The organism is Lutimaribacter marinistellae (assembly GCF_042648365.1).
Classification (GTDB): Bacteria; Pseudomonadota; Alphaproteobacteria; order Rhodobacterales; family Rhodobacteraceae; genus Lutimaribacter_A; species Lutimaribacter_A marinistellae.
This window is the reverse complement of record NZ_JBHRXI010000001.1, coordinates 457,939-477,214: the sequence shown is the minus strand read 5'-3', so window position 1 is coordinate 477,214 and position 19,276 is coordinate 457,939. Positions and strand designations below refer to the sequence as shown.

At 63.9% G+C, this 19,276-nt stretch carries 19 protein-coding genes; 7 read left to right on the top strand and 12 right to left on the bottom strand.

All coding sequences use genetic code 11. The features are described 5' to 3' along the window. Nucleotides 1-41 precede the first annotated feature (41 nt). Nucleotides 42-896: an SDR family oxidoreductase gene (locus tag ACFORG_RS02190; protein WP_386733734.1), complete on the top strand. Its 855-nt coding sequence runs from the start codon at nucleotides 42-44 to the stop codon at nucleotides 894-896. On the opposite strand, the gene ACFORG_RS02185 is transcribed toward ACFORG_RS02190, so the two are convergent. Continuing rightward, nucleotides 893-1,939: a helix-turn-helix transcriptional regulator gene (locus ACFORG_RS02185; RefSeq protein ID WP_386733733.1), complete on the bottom strand. Its 1,047-nt coding sequence runs from the start codon at nucleotides 1,937-1,939 to the stop codon at nucleotides 893-895. The genes ACFORG_RS02190 and ACFORG_RS02185 overlap by 4 nt on opposite strands. A gap of 102 nt (nucleotides 1,940-2,041) precedes the next feature. Between ACFORG_RS02185 and ACFORG_RS02180 the strand changes: the two genes are divergently transcribed. Both ACFORG_RS02180 and ACFORG_RS02175 read left to right on the top strand, forming a co-directional pair. Beyond that, a complete protein-coding gene (locus ACFORG_RS02180; RefSeq protein ID WP_386733732.1) occupies nucleotides 2,042-2,218 on the top strand; it encodes a hypothetical protein in 177 nt (58 codons plus the stop codon). Nucleotides 2,219-2,249: 31 nt separating this feature from the next. After that, nucleotides 2,250-3,743, top strand: coding sequence for a DUF1254 domain-containing protein (locus ACFORG_RS02175; RefSeq protein WP_386733731.1), 1,494 nt, complete (start codon nucleotides 2,250-2,252; stop codon nucleotides 3,741-3,743). 145 nt (nucleotides 3,744-3,888) lie between these two features. On the opposite strand, the gene dxs is transcribed toward ACFORG_RS02175, so the two are convergent. The 6 genes from dxs to ACFORG_RS02145 form a co-directional block, all read right to left on the bottom strand. Continuing rightward, the gene (gene dxs / locus ACFORG_RS02170) at nucleotides 3,889-5,817 is read right to left on the bottom strand and encodes a 1-deoxy-D-xylulose-5-phosphate synthase (RefSeq protein WP_386733730.1); all 1,929 of its coding nucleotides are present in this window, start codon (nucleotides 5,815-5,817) and stop codon (nucleotides 3,889-3,891) included. 15 nt (nucleotides 5,818-5,832) lie between these two features. Continuing rightward, entirely contained in the window at nucleotides 5,833-6,696 is an 864-nt protein-coding gene (locus ACFORG_RS02165) for a polyprenyl synthetase family protein (RefSeq protein WP_386733729.1), read from the bottom strand. Further along, nucleotides 6,697-6,939: an exodeoxyribonuclease VII small subunit gene (locus ACFORG_RS02160; RefSeq protein ID WP_386733728.1), complete on the bottom strand. Its 243-nt coding sequence runs from the start codon at nucleotides 6,937-6,939 to the stop codon at nucleotides 6,697-6,699. After that, a complete protein-coding gene (locus ACFORG_RS02155) occupies nucleotides 6,936-7,862 on the bottom strand; it encodes a histone deacetylase family protein (RefSeq protein WP_386733727.1) in 927 nt (308 codons plus the stop codon). Before ACFORG_RS02155 ends, ACFORG_RS02160 begins: the two co-directional genes overlap by 4 nt. 127 nt (nucleotides 7,863-7,989) lie before the next feature. Further along, a complete protein-coding gene (locus ACFORG_RS02150; protein ID WP_386733726.1) occupies nucleotides 7,990-8,691 on the bottom strand; it encodes a response regulator in 702 nt (233 codons plus the stop codon). After that, entirely contained in the window at nucleotides 8,688-9,200 is a 513-nt protein-coding gene (locus tag ACFORG_RS02145; RefSeq protein ID WP_386733725.1) for a MarR family winged helix-turn-helix transcriptional regulator, read from the bottom strand. Before ACFORG_RS02145 ends, ACFORG_RS02150 begins: the two co-directional genes overlap by 4 nt. A gap of 157 nt (nucleotides 9,201-9,357) precedes the next feature. On the opposite strand from ACFORG_RS02145, the gene ACFORG_RS02140 reads away from it, so the two are divergent. Both ACFORG_RS02140 and ACFORG_RS02135 read left to right on the top strand, forming a co-directional pair. Then, nucleotides 9,358-10,224: a branched-chain amino acid aminotransferase gene (locus ACFORG_RS02140; RefSeq protein ID WP_386733724.1), complete on the top strand. Its 867-nt coding sequence runs from the start codon at nucleotides 9,358-9,360 to the stop codon at nucleotides 10,222-10,224. Between the two features lie 135 nt (nucleotides 10,225-10,359). After that, on the top strand, nucleotides 10,360-11,919 hold the full coding sequence (locus tag ACFORG_RS02135; protein ID WP_386733723.1) for an alkaline phosphatase D family protein: 1,560 nt from the start codon (nucleotides 10,360-10,362) through the stop codon (nucleotides 11,917-11,919). Nucleotides 11,920-12,019: 100 nt separating this feature from the next. On the opposite strand, the gene cobO is transcribed toward ACFORG_RS02135, so the two are convergent. Together cobO and ACFORG_RS02125 are read right to left on the bottom strand one after the other, a co-directional pair. Further along, nucleotides 12,020-12,619, bottom strand: a complete 600-nt coding sequence (gene cobO, locus ACFORG_RS02130; RefSeq protein WP_386733722.1) for a cob(I)yrinic acid a,c-diamide adenosyltransferase — start codon at nucleotides 12,617-12,619, stop codon at nucleotides 12,020-12,022. A 55-nt stretch (nucleotides 12,620-12,674) separates the two neighbouring features. Continuing rightward, nucleotides 12,675-13,607 carry a DMT family transporter gene (locus tag ACFORG_RS02125; RefSeq protein ID WP_386733721.1) on the bottom strand — a complete coding sequence of 311 codons (933 nt, stop codon included), beginning with the start codon at nucleotides 13,605-13,607 and terminating at the stop codon, nucleotides 12,675-12,677. Nucleotides 13,608-13,705: 98 nt separating this feature from the next. On the opposite strand from ACFORG_RS02125, the gene ACFORG_RS02120 reads away from it, so the two are divergent. Continuing rightward, nucleotides 13,706-15,214, top strand: a complete 1,509-nt coding sequence (locus tag ACFORG_RS02120; RefSeq protein ID WP_386733720.1) for a malonate--CoA ligase — start codon at nucleotides 13,706-13,708, stop codon at nucleotides 15,212-15,214. Then, a complete protein-coding gene (locus ACFORG_RS02115) occupies nucleotides 15,207-16,532 on the top strand; it encodes a CoA transferase (RefSeq protein ID WP_386733719.1) in 1,326 nt (441 codons plus the stop codon). Before ACFORG_RS02120 ends, ACFORG_RS02115 begins: the two co-directional genes overlap by 8 nt. Here ACFORG_RS02115 and ACFORG_RS02110 read toward each other — a convergent pair. The 3 genes from ACFORG_RS02110 to aroC are packed head-to-tail and all read right to left on the bottom strand — an operon-like array spanning nucleotide 16,529 to nucleotide 19,207. After that, entirely contained in the window at nucleotides 16,529-17,470 is a 942-nt protein-coding gene (locus ACFORG_RS02110) for an AEC family transporter (protein ID WP_386733718.1), read from the bottom strand. The two genes, ACFORG_RS02115 and ACFORG_RS02110, sit on opposite strands and share 4 nt — an antisense overlap. Further along, nucleotides 17,467-18,123, bottom strand: a complete 657-nt coding sequence (locus tag ACFORG_RS02105; RefSeq protein ID WP_386733717.1) for an HD domain-containing protein — start codon at nucleotides 18,121-18,123, stop codon at nucleotides 17,467-17,469. The genes ACFORG_RS02110 and ACFORG_RS02105 overlap by 4 nt, the downstream gene beginning before the upstream one ends. Further along, nucleotides 18,107-19,207: a chorismate synthase gene (aroC, locus tag ACFORG_RS02100; RefSeq protein ID WP_386733716.1), complete on the bottom strand. Its 1,101-nt coding sequence runs from the start codon at nucleotides 19,205-19,207 to the stop codon at nucleotides 18,107-18,109. The genes ACFORG_RS02105 and aroC overlap by 17 nt, the downstream gene beginning before the upstream one ends. Nucleotides 19,208-19,276 lie beyond the last annotated feature (69 nt).

Here is a 19,276-nt window from a genome sequence, read left to right as displayed (position 1 = left end):
CAGCGCTTGCCAGCGCCCCCACCACGCGCCATGTAAGGCGCATGGCAGGGATGCTTTTCATATTCGGATACGGCTACAGCGCGCGCGCGCTGGCCCGCCTTCTGGTCGCGCACGGCTGGCAGGTGCGCGGCACCACCCGGTCCCCCGACAAATGCGACCGAATGCGCGCCGATGGCGTGACGCCGGTTCTCTGGCCCGGCGCAGTGCCGGATCTTTCGGGCGTGACGCATCTGCTGATCACCGCCGGTCCGGGCGAAAACGGCGACCCGGTTCTTGCCGCACTGCGCGCCGAGGTCGAGGCGCTGGCGCCCCGGCTCGAATGGGCGGGCTATCTGTCGACCACGGGCGTCTATGGCGATCAAGACGGCGGCTGGGTCGACGAGGCAACGCCATTGGCGCCCAGCTCGCGCCGTGGCCAGTTGCGGGTCGAGGCCGAAGCCGCATGGAGCGCCATCCCCCGCCTGCCGCTGCACATCTTCCGCCTCGCTGGCATCTACGGCCCCGGCCGCGGCCCCTTTGCCAAGGTCCGCGCCGGGACGGCTCGGCGCATCATCAAGCCGGGGCAGGTCTTCTCGCGGATACATGTCGATGACATCGCGCAAGTGCTGGCCGCCTCCATCGCGCGGCCCCGTCCCGGCGCGGTCTATAACCTGTGCGACGATGATCCCGCCCCGCCGCAGGACGTGATCGCCCATGCCGCGCATCTCCTCGGTCTGCCTCAGCCGCCCGAGGAACCCTTTGAGAGCGCCGAGATGTCGCCGATGGCGCGCTCCTTCTATTCCGAGAGCAAGCGCGTGCGGAACGACCTTATCAAGCAGGAACTGGGCGTCGAACTGCTCTATCCCTCCTACCGCGAGGGTCTGCGCGCGCTGCTCGCCGCCGAAACAGGCGATTAGAGCAGCGTCAGGTCCCTCGCGCAGGCACCAGGACCGACGATCCTGCGCCGATACTCCGAAGGGGATGCCCCGGTCGCGGATTTGAACGCCCTGCTGAAGTTGTTGGCCGTCTCATATCCCAGCGCCGACGCGATGCCCGATACCGTCTCGGTCGGTAGCGAAAGCAGCTCCTTGGCACGGGCAACACGGACATCGTTGACCAGCCGGCGAAACCGGACCCCCTCGGCCTCGAGCCGTCGCTGGAGCGTCCGAACCCCCACCCCCAATGAACGCGCCGTTGCATCGATCGACGTGTCGTGCCGGTAAAGCTGGTGCCATAGCAGGGCGGTCACCTGCCCGCTGACCGTCCGGGGCGCCCCATCCCGGCGCTCGCGCCAGATATCCTCGATCGTCGTCGGCCCGTACCTGCAACCCACCGACCTTTCCGCGTGCAGGCATGACGTCTCGAACACCACCGCCAGCCGCGGCGCATCCCAGATCACGGGGCATGCAAATACGTCCTCTGCCTCGGTGAAACCCGGAACCTTGGGGAAATCAAGCAGAACCGCCGCGGGGAACCACCCCGGCCCGAGGTATGCACGAAAGATGCTGAGAATGGCCCCGATCGCCGAGAAACCCATGTCCGCATAGGCGTGATGCGTCCGCAGCCCGAACCCGTAGCAAAAGCGCGACAGCGGATCTGCCCGTTCCAGCCATGCACGATCCGTGGACGCGTGATAGGGCATGGCGGCAGACGCCCTGCAAAGCGCCGCCTCGAGTGTCGGCGCAGACAGCACATATTCCCCCCAAGCCCCGTAATCGGCAACCGTAAGGACCGATGACCATAGCAGCCCGATATTCTGTCGGCCTGCGGACCGTGCGGCTTCGTGTATGAACGTCGCCAGCGAGTGCTCGGAGATATAGCCGGCCCGCTCGTCGATGAAATGAAAGGGCAGCCCGGCCGCATCCATCGCCTTTTCCAGCCGCCGTTCGCCCGCGACCTCGAACACGAATTGCGGCATGGCGCCAAGCGCCTTTGCGGAAATCATCGGTCTGAATGCCATGCCTTCAACCCAAAAAAACCAGCCTGCCTGTCGTGAAATGATACGCAACCGCGCCGTCGATGTGCAAAATTTCTGAAAGGGATGGGATCAAAGAGTCGTTAAATGTCAGAGAGATACTTTCTGTGCCGAGGCGCCGGACTGCCGCTTGCGTCGATCCTCGCGCCGACGGCCGCGCCCACGGCGCCCGCGCTTTCCGAGGGAGAGCGCACCCGTGTCGCCCACATGTCCGGGTCGATGGACGGCTGGCAGCGTCCCGATCCCGTCAAGACGACCCGATAAAAAGCCAACTCATGCTCCGGGAGGAGGACAAATGAAGGTTATCAAGCTTGCATGTGCCGCCGCGATCTCATTCGCGATACCGGCCACCGCACAGGAGTACAAGGCGGACGTGCCCGACAGCATCATCGTGCCCGACGAACTGGAGACGCGGTTCGGCACGCTGAAATATTTCGATGGTCTGCCGACACCCGAAACGGCCAAGCTGTCCTACAACGCGCTGAACTTCGTTCGCGGGATGCAGGTGTTCATGGATGGCATGCCCGCCGCCTCGACCTACGCCATGTGTCACGGGCTCGAGGAAGGGGCCGGTGTCGATCCTATGAAAATCGGTATTTTCGAGGATCTCTACAACGCCCGGTCCCTGCTGCTGACCCCGAACACCACCACGATCTACATCCTGAACTGCACCGATCTGTCCGAGGGTCCAGTGGTCTACGACGTGCCCGAGGGCATGCTCGGCTTCGTGAACGACATCTACATGCGCTACGTGACCGATATCGGCAATGCCGGCCCGGACGAAGGCAAGGGCGGCAAGTTCCTCATTGTGCCGCCGGGCTACGAGGGAGATCTGCCCGAAGACGGCTATTTCATCGTCAAGCCGCCCAGCTATCGCAACTGGTTCCTGCTCAGGGCATTCTACGGCGAGGACGGCGTGGAGGCCGCGGTCGATCGCGTCAAGCAAACGCTGCGCGTCTATCGCTGGGAGGATCGCGACAACCCGCCCGAGCAAGAGTTCGTCAACCTGACGGACATGCAGTTCAACACGATCCATGCCAACGATTTCAGCTTCTTCGAAGAAATGAAGGCCGTCATCGACAGCGAGGCCGAAGGGGCGCTGCCCGAAGAGCTGATGGGCGCGATGTTCTCTCTCGGTATCCGCAAGGGCGAACCGTTCGAGCCGGATGACGAGCTCAAATCGCTTCTGACCGAGGCCATCGCACTTGGAACCGCGGCGGCGAAATCGCTGAACTTCGCCCCCCGTTCCCGCGCCCCGTTCTATTATGACGAAGGCTATTGGAAGACGGCTTTCGTCGGTGGAAACCACGAGTTTCAGGCGGGCGATGTGAAGATCCTCGATGCCCGGACGCTGTTTCACTACTACGCGACCGGGATCACGCCTGCGATGGTTGCGCAAAAGGTCGGGGTCGGGTCGCAATACGCGCTCGCCAACCGCGACAGCGACGGCAACTATTTCGACGGGGGCAAGACATACTCCGTGACGATCCCGCCAAACCCGCCGGCCAAGGATTACTGGTCCTTCGTGGTCTATGATACGCAGACACGCTCGCTGCTCGAGACTGATCAGAAGCTTGCAGGTGTGGACAGTAACCAGCCGACACTCGAGGCAAACGAAGATGGCAGCTACACCGTCTATTTCGGTCCCGAAGCGCCGGAAGGCAAAGAAGGCAACTGGATTCAGACGATGCCAGGCAAGTCGTGGTCGACCGTGCTGCGCCTCTACGGTCCACTCGAGGCCTGGTTCGACCAAAGCTGGCGCCCGGGCGAGATCACATTGATGGAGTGATCCGCAGCATCAGCGAGGCCATGCCAAAGGATTTTTGATTATTCAGGTCTTTCGGCAAGACAGTGCGGCGCTGCCCTCGTGGCGTCGCACCTTTTTTGCGCCGGCCCGTCCGCGCTCGGCCACTGACAGGCGGAAGGAGGCCGTTTCAGGCCCGCTTTTCGTCCAGCCGCGCGACGCCCAGAACGTCCAGCACCTTTGCCTCGATCTGCTCGGCGTTCAGCCCGGCCACCGCGTACATGTCCGCCGGGCTGGCCTGGTCGATGAACGTGTCCGGCAGCACCATCGAGCGGTACTTCAGGCCTTCGTCGAACACGCCCTTCTCGGCCAGAAGCTGCGCCACGTGGCTGCCAAAGCCGCCGATGGCCCCCTCTTCGACGGTGATCAGCGCCTCGTGGTCCTCGGCCAGTCGCAGGATCAGATCCTCGTCCAGAGGTTTGGCAAATCGCGCATCCGCGATGGTCGGCCGGATGCCCCTTGCTTCCAGCGATTCCGCCGCGCGGCGCACCTCCGACAGGCGCGTGCCAAAGGACAGGATCGCGACCCGCGCGCCCTGCTGGATCATGCGGCCCTTGCCGATTTCCAGCACCTCGCCCTGTTCCGGCATCTCGACGCCCGCGCCTTCGCCACGCGGATAGCGGAACGCGATGGGCCCGTCATCATGCGCCGCGGCGGTTGCAACCATGTGCTTCAGCTCCGCCTCGTCGGCCGCCGCCATCACCACCATGCCCGGCAGGTTGGCCAGGTAGGCCACGTCGAACGCCCCCGCATGGGTCGCGCCATCCGCGCCCACCAGCCCCGCCCGGTCGATGGCGAACCGCACCGGCAGGCGTTGGATCGCCACGTCATGCACCACCTGGTCGTAACCGCGCTGAAGGAAGGTCGAATACATCGCGCAGAACGGCTTCATCCCGCCCGCGGCCAGACCGGCGGAAAAGGTCACGCCATGCTGTTCGGCGATGCCCACGTCGAAACAGCGCGAGGGGAAGCGCTCGGCAAACAGGTTCAACCCGGTGCCGTCCGGCATCGCCGCCGTCACCGCCACGATCTTGTCGTCGCGCTCGGCCTCGGCGACCAGCGCCTTGCCGAACACCGAAGTGTAAGAGGGCGCGTTCGACGGCGCCTTCTTCTGTTCTCCGGTCACCACGTCGAACTTGGCGGTGGCGTGGCCCCGGTCCAGCGCGGCCTCGGCAGGGGCGTAGCCCTTGCCCTTCTTGGTGATCGCGTGGATCAGGATCGGCCCCGTCGCCCGCGCGCGCACCGTGCGCAGCACCGGCAAGAGCTGGTGCAGGTCATGTCCGTCGATCGGCCCGAGATAGGAGAAACCCAGCTCTTCGAACAGGGTGCCGCCCACCGTCATGCCCTTGAGAATGTCCTTCGCGCGCTTGGCGCCCGCGCGGAACGGCTCCGGCAGCAGCGACACCGCCCCCTTGGCCGCGGCCTTGAAGTCCTGGAACGGCTCCTCGGCATAAAGGCGCGACAGGTAGTTCGACATCGCTCCGACCGGTGGTGCGATGCTCATCTCGTTGTCGTTGAGAATCACGATCAGGCGCTTTTTCAGGTGGCCCGCGTTGTTCATCGCCTCAAAGGCCATGCCGGCCGACATTGAGCCGTCGCCGATCACCGCGATGGCGTCGCCCAGGCCCTCGGGCACGTTGCCGCCAAGATCGCGCGCCACGGCAAACCCCAGCGCGGCCGAGATCGAGGTGCTGGAATGCGCCGCGCCGAACGGGTCATAGGGGCTTTCGGATCGCTTGGTGAACCCGCTCAGCCCGTCCTTCTGGCGCAAGGTGCGGATACGGTCGCGCCGCCCCGTCAGGATCTTGTGCGGATAGCACTGGTGGCTCACGTCCCAGATCAGCTTGTCGCGCGGAGTGTCGAATACCGCGTGCAGCGCAACGGTCAGCTCGACCACGCCCAGACCCGCGCCCAGATGGCCACCGGTGACCGACACGGCCGAGATGGTCTCGGCCCGCAACTCTGACGCCAGCTGAACCAGCTGCGCATCGCTGAACTGCTTCAGATCGGCCGGTCGGCTGACGCGGTCCAGCAAGGGGGTGTCGGGGCGGTCGGACATTGGGCTCACCTGCGGTTAGCTGTCGCGGGCAATAACGAAACGGGCGGCCTCCCGCAAGCACAGGGCGTCCGTGCCATAGGGGGACAGGGCGGCCTCGGCCTCCGCCACCAGCTCGGCGGCACGCGCCCGCGCACCCTCCAGACCCAGCAGCGACACGAACGTCGCCTTGCCCGCATCGGCGTCCTTCTGAAGACGTTTGCCTGCCCGCGCGGCATCGCCCTCGACGTCCAAGATGTCGTCGGCGATCTGAAAGGCAAGACCAAGCGCCCGTGCATATCCGCGCAGCGGCGCGATATCCGCCCCGGCCAGCCGGGCGCCTGCGCAGGCCGCCCAGTCGAACAACGCACCCGTCTTGCCGGCCTGCAACCGCGTGATCTGTTCCAGCGTCAGCGGCGCTGCCGCCGTCTCGGCCGCCATGTCCAGCGCCTGGCCCAGAACCATGCCCCGCGCGCCAGCCGCCTGTGCAAGGCTCGACGCCAGCGTGGCGCGTATCTCGGCCGGGCCGCTTTCGGGTGCCGTAACCAGTTCAAAGGCAAGCGCCTGCAGGGCATCACCGGCCAGCACTGCAACGGCCTCGTCCCACGTGACATGAACCGTGGGCCGGCCCCGCCGCATGTCATCGTCATCCATGCAGGGCAGGTCGTCATGCACCAGGCTGTAGGCGTGCAGCGCCTCGATCGCGATGGCCGCGTTCAGCGCGCGATCCTCGACGCCGTGCAGCCGCGCGCTTTCCAGAACCAGGAACCCGCGCAGCCGCTTGCCGCCGTCGCAGGCATGGGCCATCGCGCGGGCGATATCGCTGTCGGGCAGTGCGCCAAGAACCCGGTCGAAACCGTCCTGGATGCGGGCGGCATCCGCCGCCAGCCTGTCGCGAAACATCTACAGCCCTTCGACGGGCCGCGTTCCGGTCGGGTTGCCCTCGCCATCCTGCGTGATCAGCGCGACCTTTTCCTCGGCGCGCTTCAACTCATCCTCGCAGCGTTTCTTCAGCTTCGCACCGCGTTCGTACAGCGTGATCGACTCGTCCAGCGCAACGTCGCCGCGCTCCAGCTTGTCCACCACGGATTCGAGCTCTTTCATCGCTTCTTCGAACGACATCTCTTCGACGGGTTTGTCACTCATTGCGCGGCCTTCATCAGTTCTTCCACATGTGCCTTGCCCGAGGCGGCAAGCGCGTTCAGATCATACCCGCCTTCGAGAGTCGAGACGATACGGCCGTCGCAGACCTCCGCCGCCACCGCGCATAGCTGGGCGGTCAGCCAGGCGAAATCCTCTTCCAGCCATTCCAGGTTGGCGAGCGGGTCGTCCAGATGGGCGTCGAACCCGGCCGAGATGATGATCAGCTCGGGCTTGAATGCACGCAGCCGGGGCATGGCCTGCCCCTCCCACGCGGCGCTCATCTCGGACCCGCCGGTCATCGGCGCCAGCGGCATGTTCAGCACGTTGTCGTGTGCGCCGGTCTCGTCCGCCCGCCCCGATCCGGGCCACAGAGGCATCTGGTGGCTGCTGATGAACAGCGCGCGCCGCTCGTCCCACAGCAGGTCCTGCGTCCCGTTGCCGTGATGCACATCGAAATCCACCACCGCGACGCGGCTCAGCCCGTGATGATCCAGCGCATGTTTCGCCCCAAGCGCCGCGTTGCCGAACAGGCAGAACCCCATCGCGGTCGATTCCTCTGCATGATGTCCCGGCGGGCGCGTTGCGCAAAAGGCGTTGCCGACCTCGCCACCCAACACCAGGTCGACCGCCCGCACCACCGCGCCCGCGCCCCGGAATGCCGCATCCAGCGAGCCGGGCGACAGGAACGTGTCCCCGTCGATCTGGGCAAAGCCGCTGACAGGCACGGTGTCACGCAAGTCCCGCAGATAGCTTTCGGGATGGATTCGCAGGATGTCATCCTCGGCGGCCATCGGCGCGGTCACGCGTTTCAGGTTCAGCGGTTCGAGCGCGTGCAACAGGTGTTCCAGTCGCGCCACCCGCTCGGGATGGCCGTCCGGCGTCACGTGGTTCAGGCAGTCGGCATGGGTCAGAAGGGCTGTCGTCATGGGGCGCAGGCTAGCCGTTGCGCGCGCGGCTGGCAAACCGTGCGTTGCCGGGGGGAACCAGGTTGTACAAAACGGTCAATCGCGGCCCGAACCCACGTACAAAACGGTCAATTCGGGTGGTACCCCCTCAGTCGGGCGCCAGCATGTAGCCCGCGCCGCGCACCGTCTGGAGGTAGCGCGGCTGCTTCGGGTCCGGCTCGATCTTGCGCCTCAGCCGGGTGATCTGGACATCCACCGCCCGCTCCTGTGCCTGCCCCCGGTCGCGGCCAAGGTCCTCGACCAGCTTCGCCCGGCTTATCGCCTCGCCCGGCTGTGCCGAGAAAAGACGCATCAACTGGCTTTCGGTCGCCGTCAGGCGCACGACCTCTTCGCCCTGCCACATCTCGCCGCGCTCTATGTCGTAGCGGATCGGGCCGAGTTGCAGGAATTTCGGCGTGCCCTGATCGGCCGAAACCTCGGGCATACGACGTAGGATGGCGTTGATCCTCAGAAGTAACTCCTTGGGTTCAAAGGGTTTTGCGAGGTAGTCATCGGCGCCGGCCTCCAGCCCCGCGATGCGATGCTCGGTTTCGCCCCGGGCCGTCAGCAGCAGTATCGGTGTGCCGTTATCCTCGCGCAACGCGCGGGTCAGGCTGACCCCGTCCTCGCCGGGCATCATCACATCCAGCACGATCATGTCGAAATCCAGCCCCGACAGAATGCGCCGGGCATGCGCGGCATCGCGCGCCGCGGTCACGAGAAAACCGTTCCGCATCAGGAACTTCTTGAGCAGATCGCGGATCCGTTCGTCATCGTCCACGATCAGCAGGTGAGGGTCCATCTCGCTCATGCCACACTATCCCTCAATCGGGCATAGGCGTGATGCATCTCGGGGTCCATCATCGCCTCCAACACCCTGCGAAACCCTGCAACTGCCTCTGGTCCCGCCTCCTTGTAAGCACTGCGCATCCGTGCCCTCTGTGCATCAGAAAGACGTGTTTCCAATGACTTACCCGTTTCCGTCAGGAACAGGTTGCGCTCGCGCTTGTCCGTCTTGCCCACCCGGCTTTCGACCAGCCCGTCTTCGATCAATGTCCGCAGAACCCGGTTCAACGACTGCTTGGTCACGCCCAGGATATTGAGCAGGTTATTGACCGTCGTGCCGGGCGCACGGTTGATGAAGTGGATGGCGCGGTGATGCGCTCGACCATAAGCCATTTCGGCCAGGATCCGGTCGGGGTCGGCCGTGAAGCCGCGATAGGCGAAAAACATCGCCTCGATCCCCTGCCGCAACTGCTCGTCGGTGAGAAACAACAGGCTCTCGCCGCCAAAGCTCGCCGCGTTGCGCGTGTCTGACATGGTCTGCCTCTTGGTCGCTTTCGGGCAGTTTAAGTCAGTCTTATTGACATTCCAAGTCTGAACCGATATCGAATCGCGACTTTTGCGCAATTTTCCGTCTCTTTTGGCGGTCTCTTGCGCAACTTATTGAAATACGACCCGATTCAGGAGGTGGGTTATGGCAGGCTATGACGATCGCGACGGCGTGATCTGGATGGATGGCGAGATGGTTCCGTGGCGCGACGCAAAGGTGCATGTCCTGTCCCACGCGATGCATTATGCAAGCTCCGTCTTCGAGGGCGAGCGCGCGTACAACGGCAAGATCTTCAAGAGTCGCGAGCATTCAGAGCGGCTCAAGAAATCGGCCGAGGCGCTGGATATGCCGATGCCCTGGAGCGTCGACGAGATCGAGGCCGCCAAGCAAGAAACGTTGAAAGCCAGTGGCCTCCAGGATGCCTATGTGCGCGCTGTCGTGTGGCGCGGCTCGGGCGAGGATATGGGTGTCGCCTCGGCCCGCAACCCGGTGCGCATGGCTATCGCGGTCTGGCCCTGGGGCGCCTATTATGGCGATGCCAAGATGCAGGGCGCCAAGCTGGACATCGCCGAGTGGAAGCGCCCCAGCCCCGAAACCATCCCGGTGCACGCCAAGGCAGCCGGTCTCTACATGATTTGTACCATCTCCAAGCACAAGGCCGAGGCCAAGGGATGCTCGGACGCGCTCTTCATGGATTATCGCGGCTACGTGGCCGAGGCGACGGGGGCCAACGTGTTCTTTGTCAAGGATGGCGAAGTGCACACGCCGCTGCCCGACTGCTTCCTCAACGGGATCACCCGGCAGACCGTGATCCAGATGCTCAAGGACAAGGGCATCACGGTTCATGAGCGTCACATCATGCCCGAGGAAATGGCCGGGTTCGAGCAGTGCTGGCTGACCGGCACAGCGGCCGAGGTCACGCCGGTCGGGCAGATCGGCGACTATACATTCGAGGTTGGTTCACTGACCCGCGAAATCGCCGAAGATTATGAGAAGCTCGTCCGCAGCTGACGAACGATGGGCGGCGTCCGCCGGGCGCCGTCATATCAACTTGATCCAATTGTTACCGAACCTCTCCATTCCTGTTACCTTGGCGCCATAAGCGGGCTTCGTTGCGTCAGCCAACGGAAAACAGCGAGGTTCTCCATGACACGTCTTCTTCGCCCGTCCCGCCGCGCCGTACTGGCCGGCGGCGCCGCCTTTGCCACCACCCTTGCGATGCCCGCGATCAGCCGCGCGGCACAGCGCCCCGTCTTCACCCATGGGGTGCAGTCGGGTGACGTCGATACCGCGTCGGGCATGATCTGGACCCGCACGGATCGCCCCGCGCGCGTCGCGGTCGAGGTTTCGACCACCGAGAGCTTTGCCAATGCTCGAAAACTCGCGCCGCTGAATGCCCTGCCTGAAAGCGATTTCGCCGTGAAGCGCCTGATCGACGGGCTGCCGTCGGACCAAGACATCTTTTATCGCTTCACCGCGATGGACCTGAGCGACGTGAATGCGGTGAGCGAGCCTCTGGTGGGCCGCTTTCGCACGGCGCCTGCGTCGCGCCGCTCGGTTCGCTTTGCGTGGTCCGGTGATACGGCCGGCCAGGGGTGGGGGATCGACGACGAGGGCATGCGCACCTACGCCACGATGACCCGGCACGAACCTGACTTCTTCATCCATTCCGGCGACACGATCTATGCCGACGGTCCGATGAAGGACGAGGTCGAGAAGGACGGGCAGGTGATCTGGAAGAACACCGTGCTGATCGACGAAAAGCGCAAGGTTGCCGAGACGCTGGACGAATTCCGCGGCCAGTGGAAATACAACATGATGGACGAGCATGTGCTGGCCATGAACGCGTCGGTGCCGACGTTCTTTCAGTGGGACGACCACGAGGTCGTGAACAACTGGTCGGATTCAAAGGACCTGATGTCGGATGACCGGTATTCCGAGAAATCGGTGCATGTGCTGCAGGCGCGGGCCGGTCGCGCCTTTCACGAGATGACGCCGTTGCGGATCACCCCGGCCGAGCCAGGGCGCGTTTACCGCAAGATCTCCTATGGTCCGATGCTGGACGTGTTCTTCCTTGACCTGCGCTCCTATCGCGGGCCGAACGGCCCCGCGATGGAAGACGAGATGACACCGGCAAGCCGCGTTCTGGGGGCAGAGCAGATTGCCTGGCTCAAGCGTGAACTGGCCCAGTCGCAAGCGACGTGGAAGGTGATCGCGTCGGATATGCCCATCGGCGTGATCGTCTGGGACAACTGGAGTGAACAGGCCGGTGCCGAAGCGGTCGCCAATGGCGATGATGGCCCGGCCAAGGGGCGCGAGCTGGAAATCGCGGATCTGCTGCGCTTCATCAAGTCTGCCGGGATCAAGAACACGGTGTGGTTCACGGCGGATGTCCACTACACAGCCGCGCACCATTACAGTCCCGACCGCGCCCAGTTCCAGGATTTCGAACCGTTCTGGGAATTCGTCTCGGGGCCGCTCCACGCCGGAACCTTCGGGCCGAACGCGATGGACATGACCTTTGGCCCCGAGGTGCGTTTCGTGAAAGCACCCGAAGAGGGGCAGGGCGTGAACCTGCCGCCCAGCGACGGTCTGCAGTTCTTTGGCCTTGTGGATATCGACGGTGCGACCCAGCAGATGACGGTGCGGCTGATGGACCGCGACGATGTCGAGCTGTGGAAAACCACGCTCGATCCCGTCGTCTGACGAAAGACGGCAGGCCCCGGTCGGGGGCCTGCCAGTCATTCTTTCGCAACTGAACGGTCATGGGCCGGACATGGCCCGTGATCGACAAGAAAATCAGATATTAGAAATCGACGCCGCGCTGGGCCTTGATGCCGTTGTGAAAGGGATGTTTGACCTCGGTCATCTCGGTGACCAGATCGGCATAGGCGCAAAGGGCCTCGGGCGCGTCGCGGCCGGTGAGGATCACGCCGGTCTTTGCTGCGCGCGCATCGAGCCCCTCGATCACGCGCTGTATGCTTAGGTAATCATAGCGCAGGGCGATATTGATTTCGTCCAGCACGACGAGGTCGTAATCACCGCCTGCCATCAAGTCGCACGCCTTGTCGAAAGCGGCGTTCGCGGCCGCGATATCGCGATCCCTGTCCTGCGTGTCCCAGGTGAATCCTTCGCCCATCGTGTGCCAGTCGATGCCGCCCAGCCGTTCAAAAAACTGCCTTTCACCTGTCTTCCAAGTGCCCTTGATGAACTGCACCACGGCGACCTTCTGTTTCCACCCCAGCGCACGGATGACGACCCCGAAGGCAGAAGAGGATTTTCCCTTGCCGTTGCCGGTATGGACAAGAACCAGCCCACGCTCGGGGTCGCGCAACTGCGAGACCTTCTCGCGTTGCTTGGTCTGCATTTTCTGCATCTTGTCCTTGTGATCCTGCGCGTCGTTCATCATGCCCTCCGGTCTGGTCGCGCCCACCCTATGGATCGGCGCGCCGAGGGCAAGCTCAGCTTTTCGGATCGGTGACCGCGCGCGCCTTGCCGCGTTCCAGTCCAAGCTGATGTTCGCGCCAGATCACGACGACATTTCCTGCAATTACCAGCGTTGCGCCCGCCAGCATGACAAGCGTGGGCAATTCGTCGAACCAGACATAGCCGATTACGATCGCGAACAGCATCGTGGTGTAATCGTAGGGTGCCAGCATCGAGGCCTGTCCGAACCGGTAGGACGAAGTCACGAGGATCTGCGCCACGCCTCCGATGAACCCCATGAGCACGAGGGTCACAGCCTGTCCCGGCGTGGGCATGACCCAGCCGCCGAACGCCGTGAGGGCCGACAACAGCGTAGCGGTCAACGAGAAATAGAACACGATGGCCGCTGCGTGATCTACGGCGACAAGCTGGCGGATATGGATCTGCACGAAGCTACGGGCCACGGTCGCAAGCAGAATGCACAAGGCGCCGATGGTTGCCGCATCGCTCAGATCGGCGCCCAGACGGGGCCAGAGCATGATGAGAACGCCCAGCAGCCCCAGCGCCACGGCTCCGATACGGATCATGCGGATCTTTTCACCCAGCATCAGCGCCGCGAGGACCAGGGTGAAAATCGGCGTGGCATAGCCGATGGCGGTAACTTCGGGCAGCGGCAGAAGGCCTAGGCCCGTAAAGGTCAGGCCCATCGCGGTTGTCCCCAGTACGCCGCGCCAGACATGGCCCATAGGGCGCTTGACCTTGAACGCGTGTTCCAGCTTGCCGGTGAAGCTGAGCCAGATCAGGATCGGCGGGATCGCAAACAGCGACCGGAAGAACACCATTTCACCGGCTGGTATGTCGTCTGAAAGCGCCTTGACCAGCGCCGACATGCTGGTGAACAGGAACAACGCCCCCAATTTAAGGCCGATGGCCAGCATGGGTCGATGCGATGTTAAGGATGTGGCCATGCGCGCGACCCTGCGCCTTTGGCGGGGAAAGATCAATTGCTTGATTTTGCATGGGCGCTACCCGCACTGTGCGCACGCCGCGAGAAGGAGCCTGAGCAATGCCCGACCACAATCACCTGATCAAAGAACTGCGCGACGCGACCGATGGGCGCGCGGACGAGATTTTTGCCTATCTTCCCGATGGCGCGACGGTCCGGTTCGGCGATCTGTTCGAGGGCGCCGGACGTATGGCCGCTGCACTGATCGCTTGCGGATCAAAGCCGGGCGACCGGGTCGCGGTGCAGGTGGCAAAGACCATCGAGGCCATTCAGCTGTATCTTGGTACGGTGATGGCGGGGGGTGTCTTCCTGCCGCTCAACACCGCCTATACAGGGCCGGAGGTCGCCTATTTTCTCAAGGACGCCACCCCGCGGGTGGTCGTGTGCGATCCGGGCCGGCTGGATGAGGTGCGCGGAATCGCAGGCAGCGCCGAGGTATTGACCCTCGACTCATCGGGCCACGGCACCCTGCGCGATCTGGCAGATGCGCAAGAGCCGGCCAACCCACTGCCGCGCGCAGCCGATGATCTGGCCGCGATCCTCTACACCTCGGGGACGACGGGCCGGTCCAAGGGCGCGATGCTGAGCCATGCCAACCTTGCCTCGAACTCGGCAACGCTGCGCGATTACTGGCGCTTCACGGCTGATGACGTGCTGATCCATGCTCTGCCGATTTTTCATACTCACGGTCTGTTCGTGGCGACCAACGTGGCACTTCTGGCCGGGGCACAGGTGGTGTTCCTGCCGGGATTCGATAGCGATGCGATCCTCGAGGCGATGCCGCGAGCGACCGCGCTGATGGGGGTGCCGACCTTTTACACGCGTCTTCTGGCCGATCCGCGCCTGACACGCGAGCGGGCAGCGAACATGCGGTTGTTCATCTCCGGGTCTGCCCCGCTTCTCGTCGATACGCATGAGCAGTGGGAGGCGCGGACCGGTCACCGGATTCTTGAACGCTATGGCATGACCGAAACGAACATGAGCACCTCCAACCCTTATGAGGGGGAGCGTCGCGCCGGGACGGTCGGTTTTCCCCTGCCGGGCGTTGAGGCGCGCGTGATGCTCGACGGCGCGGAGGTGCCGACCGGCGAGATCGGCGTTCTCGAAGTGCGTGGGCCAAACGTGTTCAAGGGCTATTGGCAGATGCCCGAGAAAACGGCCGAAGAGTTGCGCCCGGACGGGTGGTTCATCACGGGTGACCTGGCAAAGGTGGATGCCGACGGCTATGTCACCATCGTCGGCCGCGAGAAAGACCTGATCATTACCGGCGGTTTCAACGTCTACCCCAAGGAGATCGAGGGGCTGATCGACGATCTGCCGGGCGTTTCGGAAAGCGCGGTGATCGGTGTGCCCCATCCCGATTTCGGGGAAGGTGTCGTCGCCGTGGTCGTTCCCGCAGATGACAGCATTACGCCCGAGGCGATTACCGGCGCGCTCGAAGGGCAGCTGGCCAAGTTCAAGCAGCCAAAGCGTATCATCATGCTTGACGCCTTGCCGCGCAACACGATGGGAAAGGTTCAGAAAAAGGCGCTGCGCGAGGACTACGCGGGTTTGTTCGCACATGGATGATCTCAGCGCTTCGTTGAGCGGTGGGCAGGTCGCGGTAACGGGCGAGGGTGTCTGGCGCTCGGCATTTGCGGTGACCGAACTGGCCACGCGTTCGATGGGTGCGGTCGGCAGCGCGTTGGCGGGTTTGATCGGAACGCGATGGGGAAAACGCCCCGAGGTTACGGTCGACCGACGGCTTGCCTCGCTCTGGTTTTCATGGTCGCTCCGGCCGGAAGGGTGGGAGTTGCCTGCAGCATGGGATCCTGTAGCAGGCGATTACGAGGCGCAGGACGGCTGGATCAGGTTACATACCAACGCGCCACACCATCGGCGCGCGGCTCTCTCTGTGCTGGGGTGCGACGGGGATCGTGACGCGGTCCGCGCCGAGGTCTCGCGCTGGGCGGCGGCGGAGCTGGAAGCCGCGATTGTCGCTGCCGGGGGCGCCGCGGCTGCGATGCGCAGCCGGACGGATTGGATGTCACATCCGCAGGGCCGTGCCGTAGCTGCCGAGCCATTGGTGCACTGGGCGGACAGGCCCGGGCACGTCCGCGACTGGGGCGGAACCATTGACAGGCCATTGAGGGGCTTGCGCGTTCTCGACCTGACGCGAGTGCTGGCGGGGCCGGTGGCGACCCGAACGCTGGCCGGCTTCGGCGCCGAGGTCTTGCGCATTGATCCACCGGATTGGGAGGAGCCGGGTGTCGTACCGGAGGTTACATTGGGCAAGCGATGCGCGCGGCTCGACCTGAAATCCGTCGATGGACGGAAGGCGTTCGAGGCGCTTCTCGCCCGGGCCGACCTGTTGGTGCACGGCTATCGACCCGGTGCGCTGGATGCCATCATCTCCCCGACGCAAAGACAGTCGATCGCTCCGGGCCTGATCGAAGTTGCGCTGGATGCCTATGGCTGGACCGGGCCGTGGGCTGGTCGTCGCGGATTCGACTCTTTGCTGCAGATGAGCAGCGGAATTGCCGACGAGGGTATGCGTTGGGCCGGGTCGGACCGGCCCCACCCGTTGCCGGTTCAGGCGCTTGACCACGCCACGGGCTACCTCATGGCAGCGGCTGCGATTGTTGCTCTTGATCGGGCTTTGAAGGGGGATGGTTTGTTCTCGGCTCGATTGTCGCTGGCTCGGACGGCAGAGTTGCTTGCCGGCATGGAGAAGTCGGATGGGCTCGAGATCACGGGGATCGAACCATCGGACCTTGCCGAAGGGAATGAGCAGACGGCTTGGGGGACCGCCCGACGCCTGCAACCCGCGCTTTGCGTTGCCGGGACACCGATGTCTTGGGCGAGCGGCGCGGCAACGTTGGGGTCAAGCCATCCGACCTGGCGCTAGGTGAGCAAGGCCAGAAGGACCGAAAGCGTCACGAAACTGCCCGCCGTGGCCATCAGCATCGCGATAGACGCCATGCCCTCATGTCCCTGTTCCTGGGCAAGCACGGCGTAGATACCGAACATCGGCATAGCGGCCGACAGGATCAGCGCGATCCGCATGTCGTCAGACAGTGCAAAGCCCAAGGCACCGATACTCATCACGGCAAATGCCGCCATGGCCGGATGCAAAAGCAGCTTGCCAACCGCGATCTGAGCCGCCCGCCATTGGTTGCCGCGCAGGGGCAGGCCGACCAGTGACCCGCCGATGACCAGTAGCGACAGGGCGGCGGCCGCCGCCGCGAACATGTCGAACAGTCGCGTGACAGGTTCAGGCATGGGGATTCGCAGCAGCGAAAACACGAGACCCAAAAGTAGCCCCAGAACCATCGGCCGCTTGATCACGCCCCATAGGATCGCCGCTATTTTTCGCGTCAACGATCCATGCTGGTCGCCGCGGCTCAACTCCATCAGGATCAGGCAGACGGGGATGATCACGATGTTCTCGACCAGCATGTTCAGTGCCAGGATGACACCGGCGATATCGGGAAAAATCAACAACATGACCGGGTACCCAATGAAGCCGGAGTTCGGGCAGGACGTACCCATTACGGCCACGGCCCGTCTGGGTGCTTCGGTTCGGGTCAGGGCGAACCAAAGATATGCCAATGCGACCGTCGCCAGTCCGGCCATTGCAAAGGCGAGCATATAGGGGCCGTCGAAGACCTCGGCGATGTTGCGGCGCGAGACGGCGTTGAAGAGCAGTGCAGGCAGGGCCACGTTCAGGACGTAGTTGCCCAGCACACGCATGTCCTGTGCAGAGAACCAGCCGAAGCGCACCAGCAGAAAGCCGATGGTGATCGCGCCATAGATCGGGAAGGTGATCGAGAGGATCCCGGTCATGCGCGCCAATCGTCGGGCAAGCGTGTCCCGATTTCAGACGCCAGCGTATCGAGAAAGACGATCATGCGGGCGGCGCGGTCATGCGCCAGCTCGGCGCCTCGCGCGGTGAGCATCTCGTCGGGCAGGCGCAAGAGTTTGACCCGGAAATGATCGAGTGACCATGTCTTGTCGTCGGGGTCACGGGTCTGCGCGAAAGGATCGACCGGATCATATAGGTCCCGTCCCAGCGCGCCTGAGACCGCAAAACACCGTGCGATTCCGATCGCGCCAAGCGCGTCGAGCCTGTCCGCGTCCCGCAGGATGCGCGCGGTTTGGGTGTTCGGCGTGATGCAGGCCGAGAAGCTATGCGCCTCGATTGCGTGGCACGTTTCTTCGATCTCATCCGCGGTGAACTGCCGGGCCATCAGCACGGGCCGCGCGGCCTCGGCCGACCGGCGCGAGGCGAGATGACGTTCGGGGTCGTCCTTGGGCAGGTTGACCAGGTCGTGCAAGTAACTGGCGGCCAAAAGGATGCGACTTGGCATGTGGTCGCAGATTGCCTGAGCATTGGCCCAGACCCGGTCGAGATGAGCGAGGTCATGGGCCGGATCCTGAGCCATACGCGCCGTGACCTCGGCCCGTAGAGCCGAGCGCAGATCAGCCGATATGGCCACGGTTTTCGCCGATCTGCCCGCGGTGGAGCAGCAGATGGTCCAGAATAACGCAGGCCATCATGGCCTCGCCAACCGGGACTGCGCGGATGCCGACACAGGGATCGTGGCGGCCCTTGGTGATGATTTCGGTCTCTTCACCCGTTTTGGTGATCGTCCGCCGGGTGGTCAGGATGGACGAGGTCGGCTTGACCGCAAAGCGCACGACGATGTCCTGACCGGTCGAGATTCCGCCCAGGATCCCACCCGCGTGATTGGAGCTGTATTGCGGCCCGTCCTGTCTCATGAGGATTTCGTCGGCATTGGCCTCGCCGGTCAGTTCGGCAGCGGCCATCCCCTCACCGATTTCGACGCCCTTGACCGCGTTGATCGACATCATCGCCGCCGCGAGGTCGGTATCGAGTTTCCCATAGACTGGCGCACCGATGCCTGCAGGAACCCCTCGTGCGACCACCTCGATCACGGCGCCTACGGAATTGCCCGACTTGCGCAGATCGTCCAGATAGGTTGCCCATTCCTCGGCAGCTTGTGCATCCGGCACCCAGAAAGGGTTCTGTTCGATCTGCGCGCGGTCAAAGCGGTCCCTTTCGATCCGGTTTGGGCCCATCTGGACCATGTAGCCAGAGATTTCGATATTGGGGGCCAGTGCCTTGATCGCTTCGCGCGCAAGACCGCCTGCGGCAACGCGTGCGGCCGTCTCACGCGCCGAAGAGCGCCCGCCGCCTCGGTAATCGCGAATGCCATACTTCTGGAAATAGGTGATGTCGGCGTGACCCGGCCGAAACTTGTCCATGATGTCGGAATAATCCTTGGACCTCTGGTCGGTATTCTCGATCATCAACTGCACCGGGGTTCCGGTCGTCTGCCCTTCGAACACGCCGGACAGGATGCGTACCGCGTCGGGCTCGCGTCTCTGCGTGGTGTACTTGTTCTGGCCCGGCTTGCGCCGGTCCAGCCAGTGCTGGATCGTCGCTTCGTCGATCGGCACGCCCGGCGGGCACCCGTCGACGGTCGCCCCGAGTGCAGGCCCGTGGCTTTCACCCCAGGTCGTGACGCGGAAAAGATGGCCGAAAGAGTTGATGGACATGGGGCGTGGCTCCTTTATGCGCCCGTGCTTAGCGGCGCGGGCGAGGTGCCTCAAGCCCTTAGGGCGATT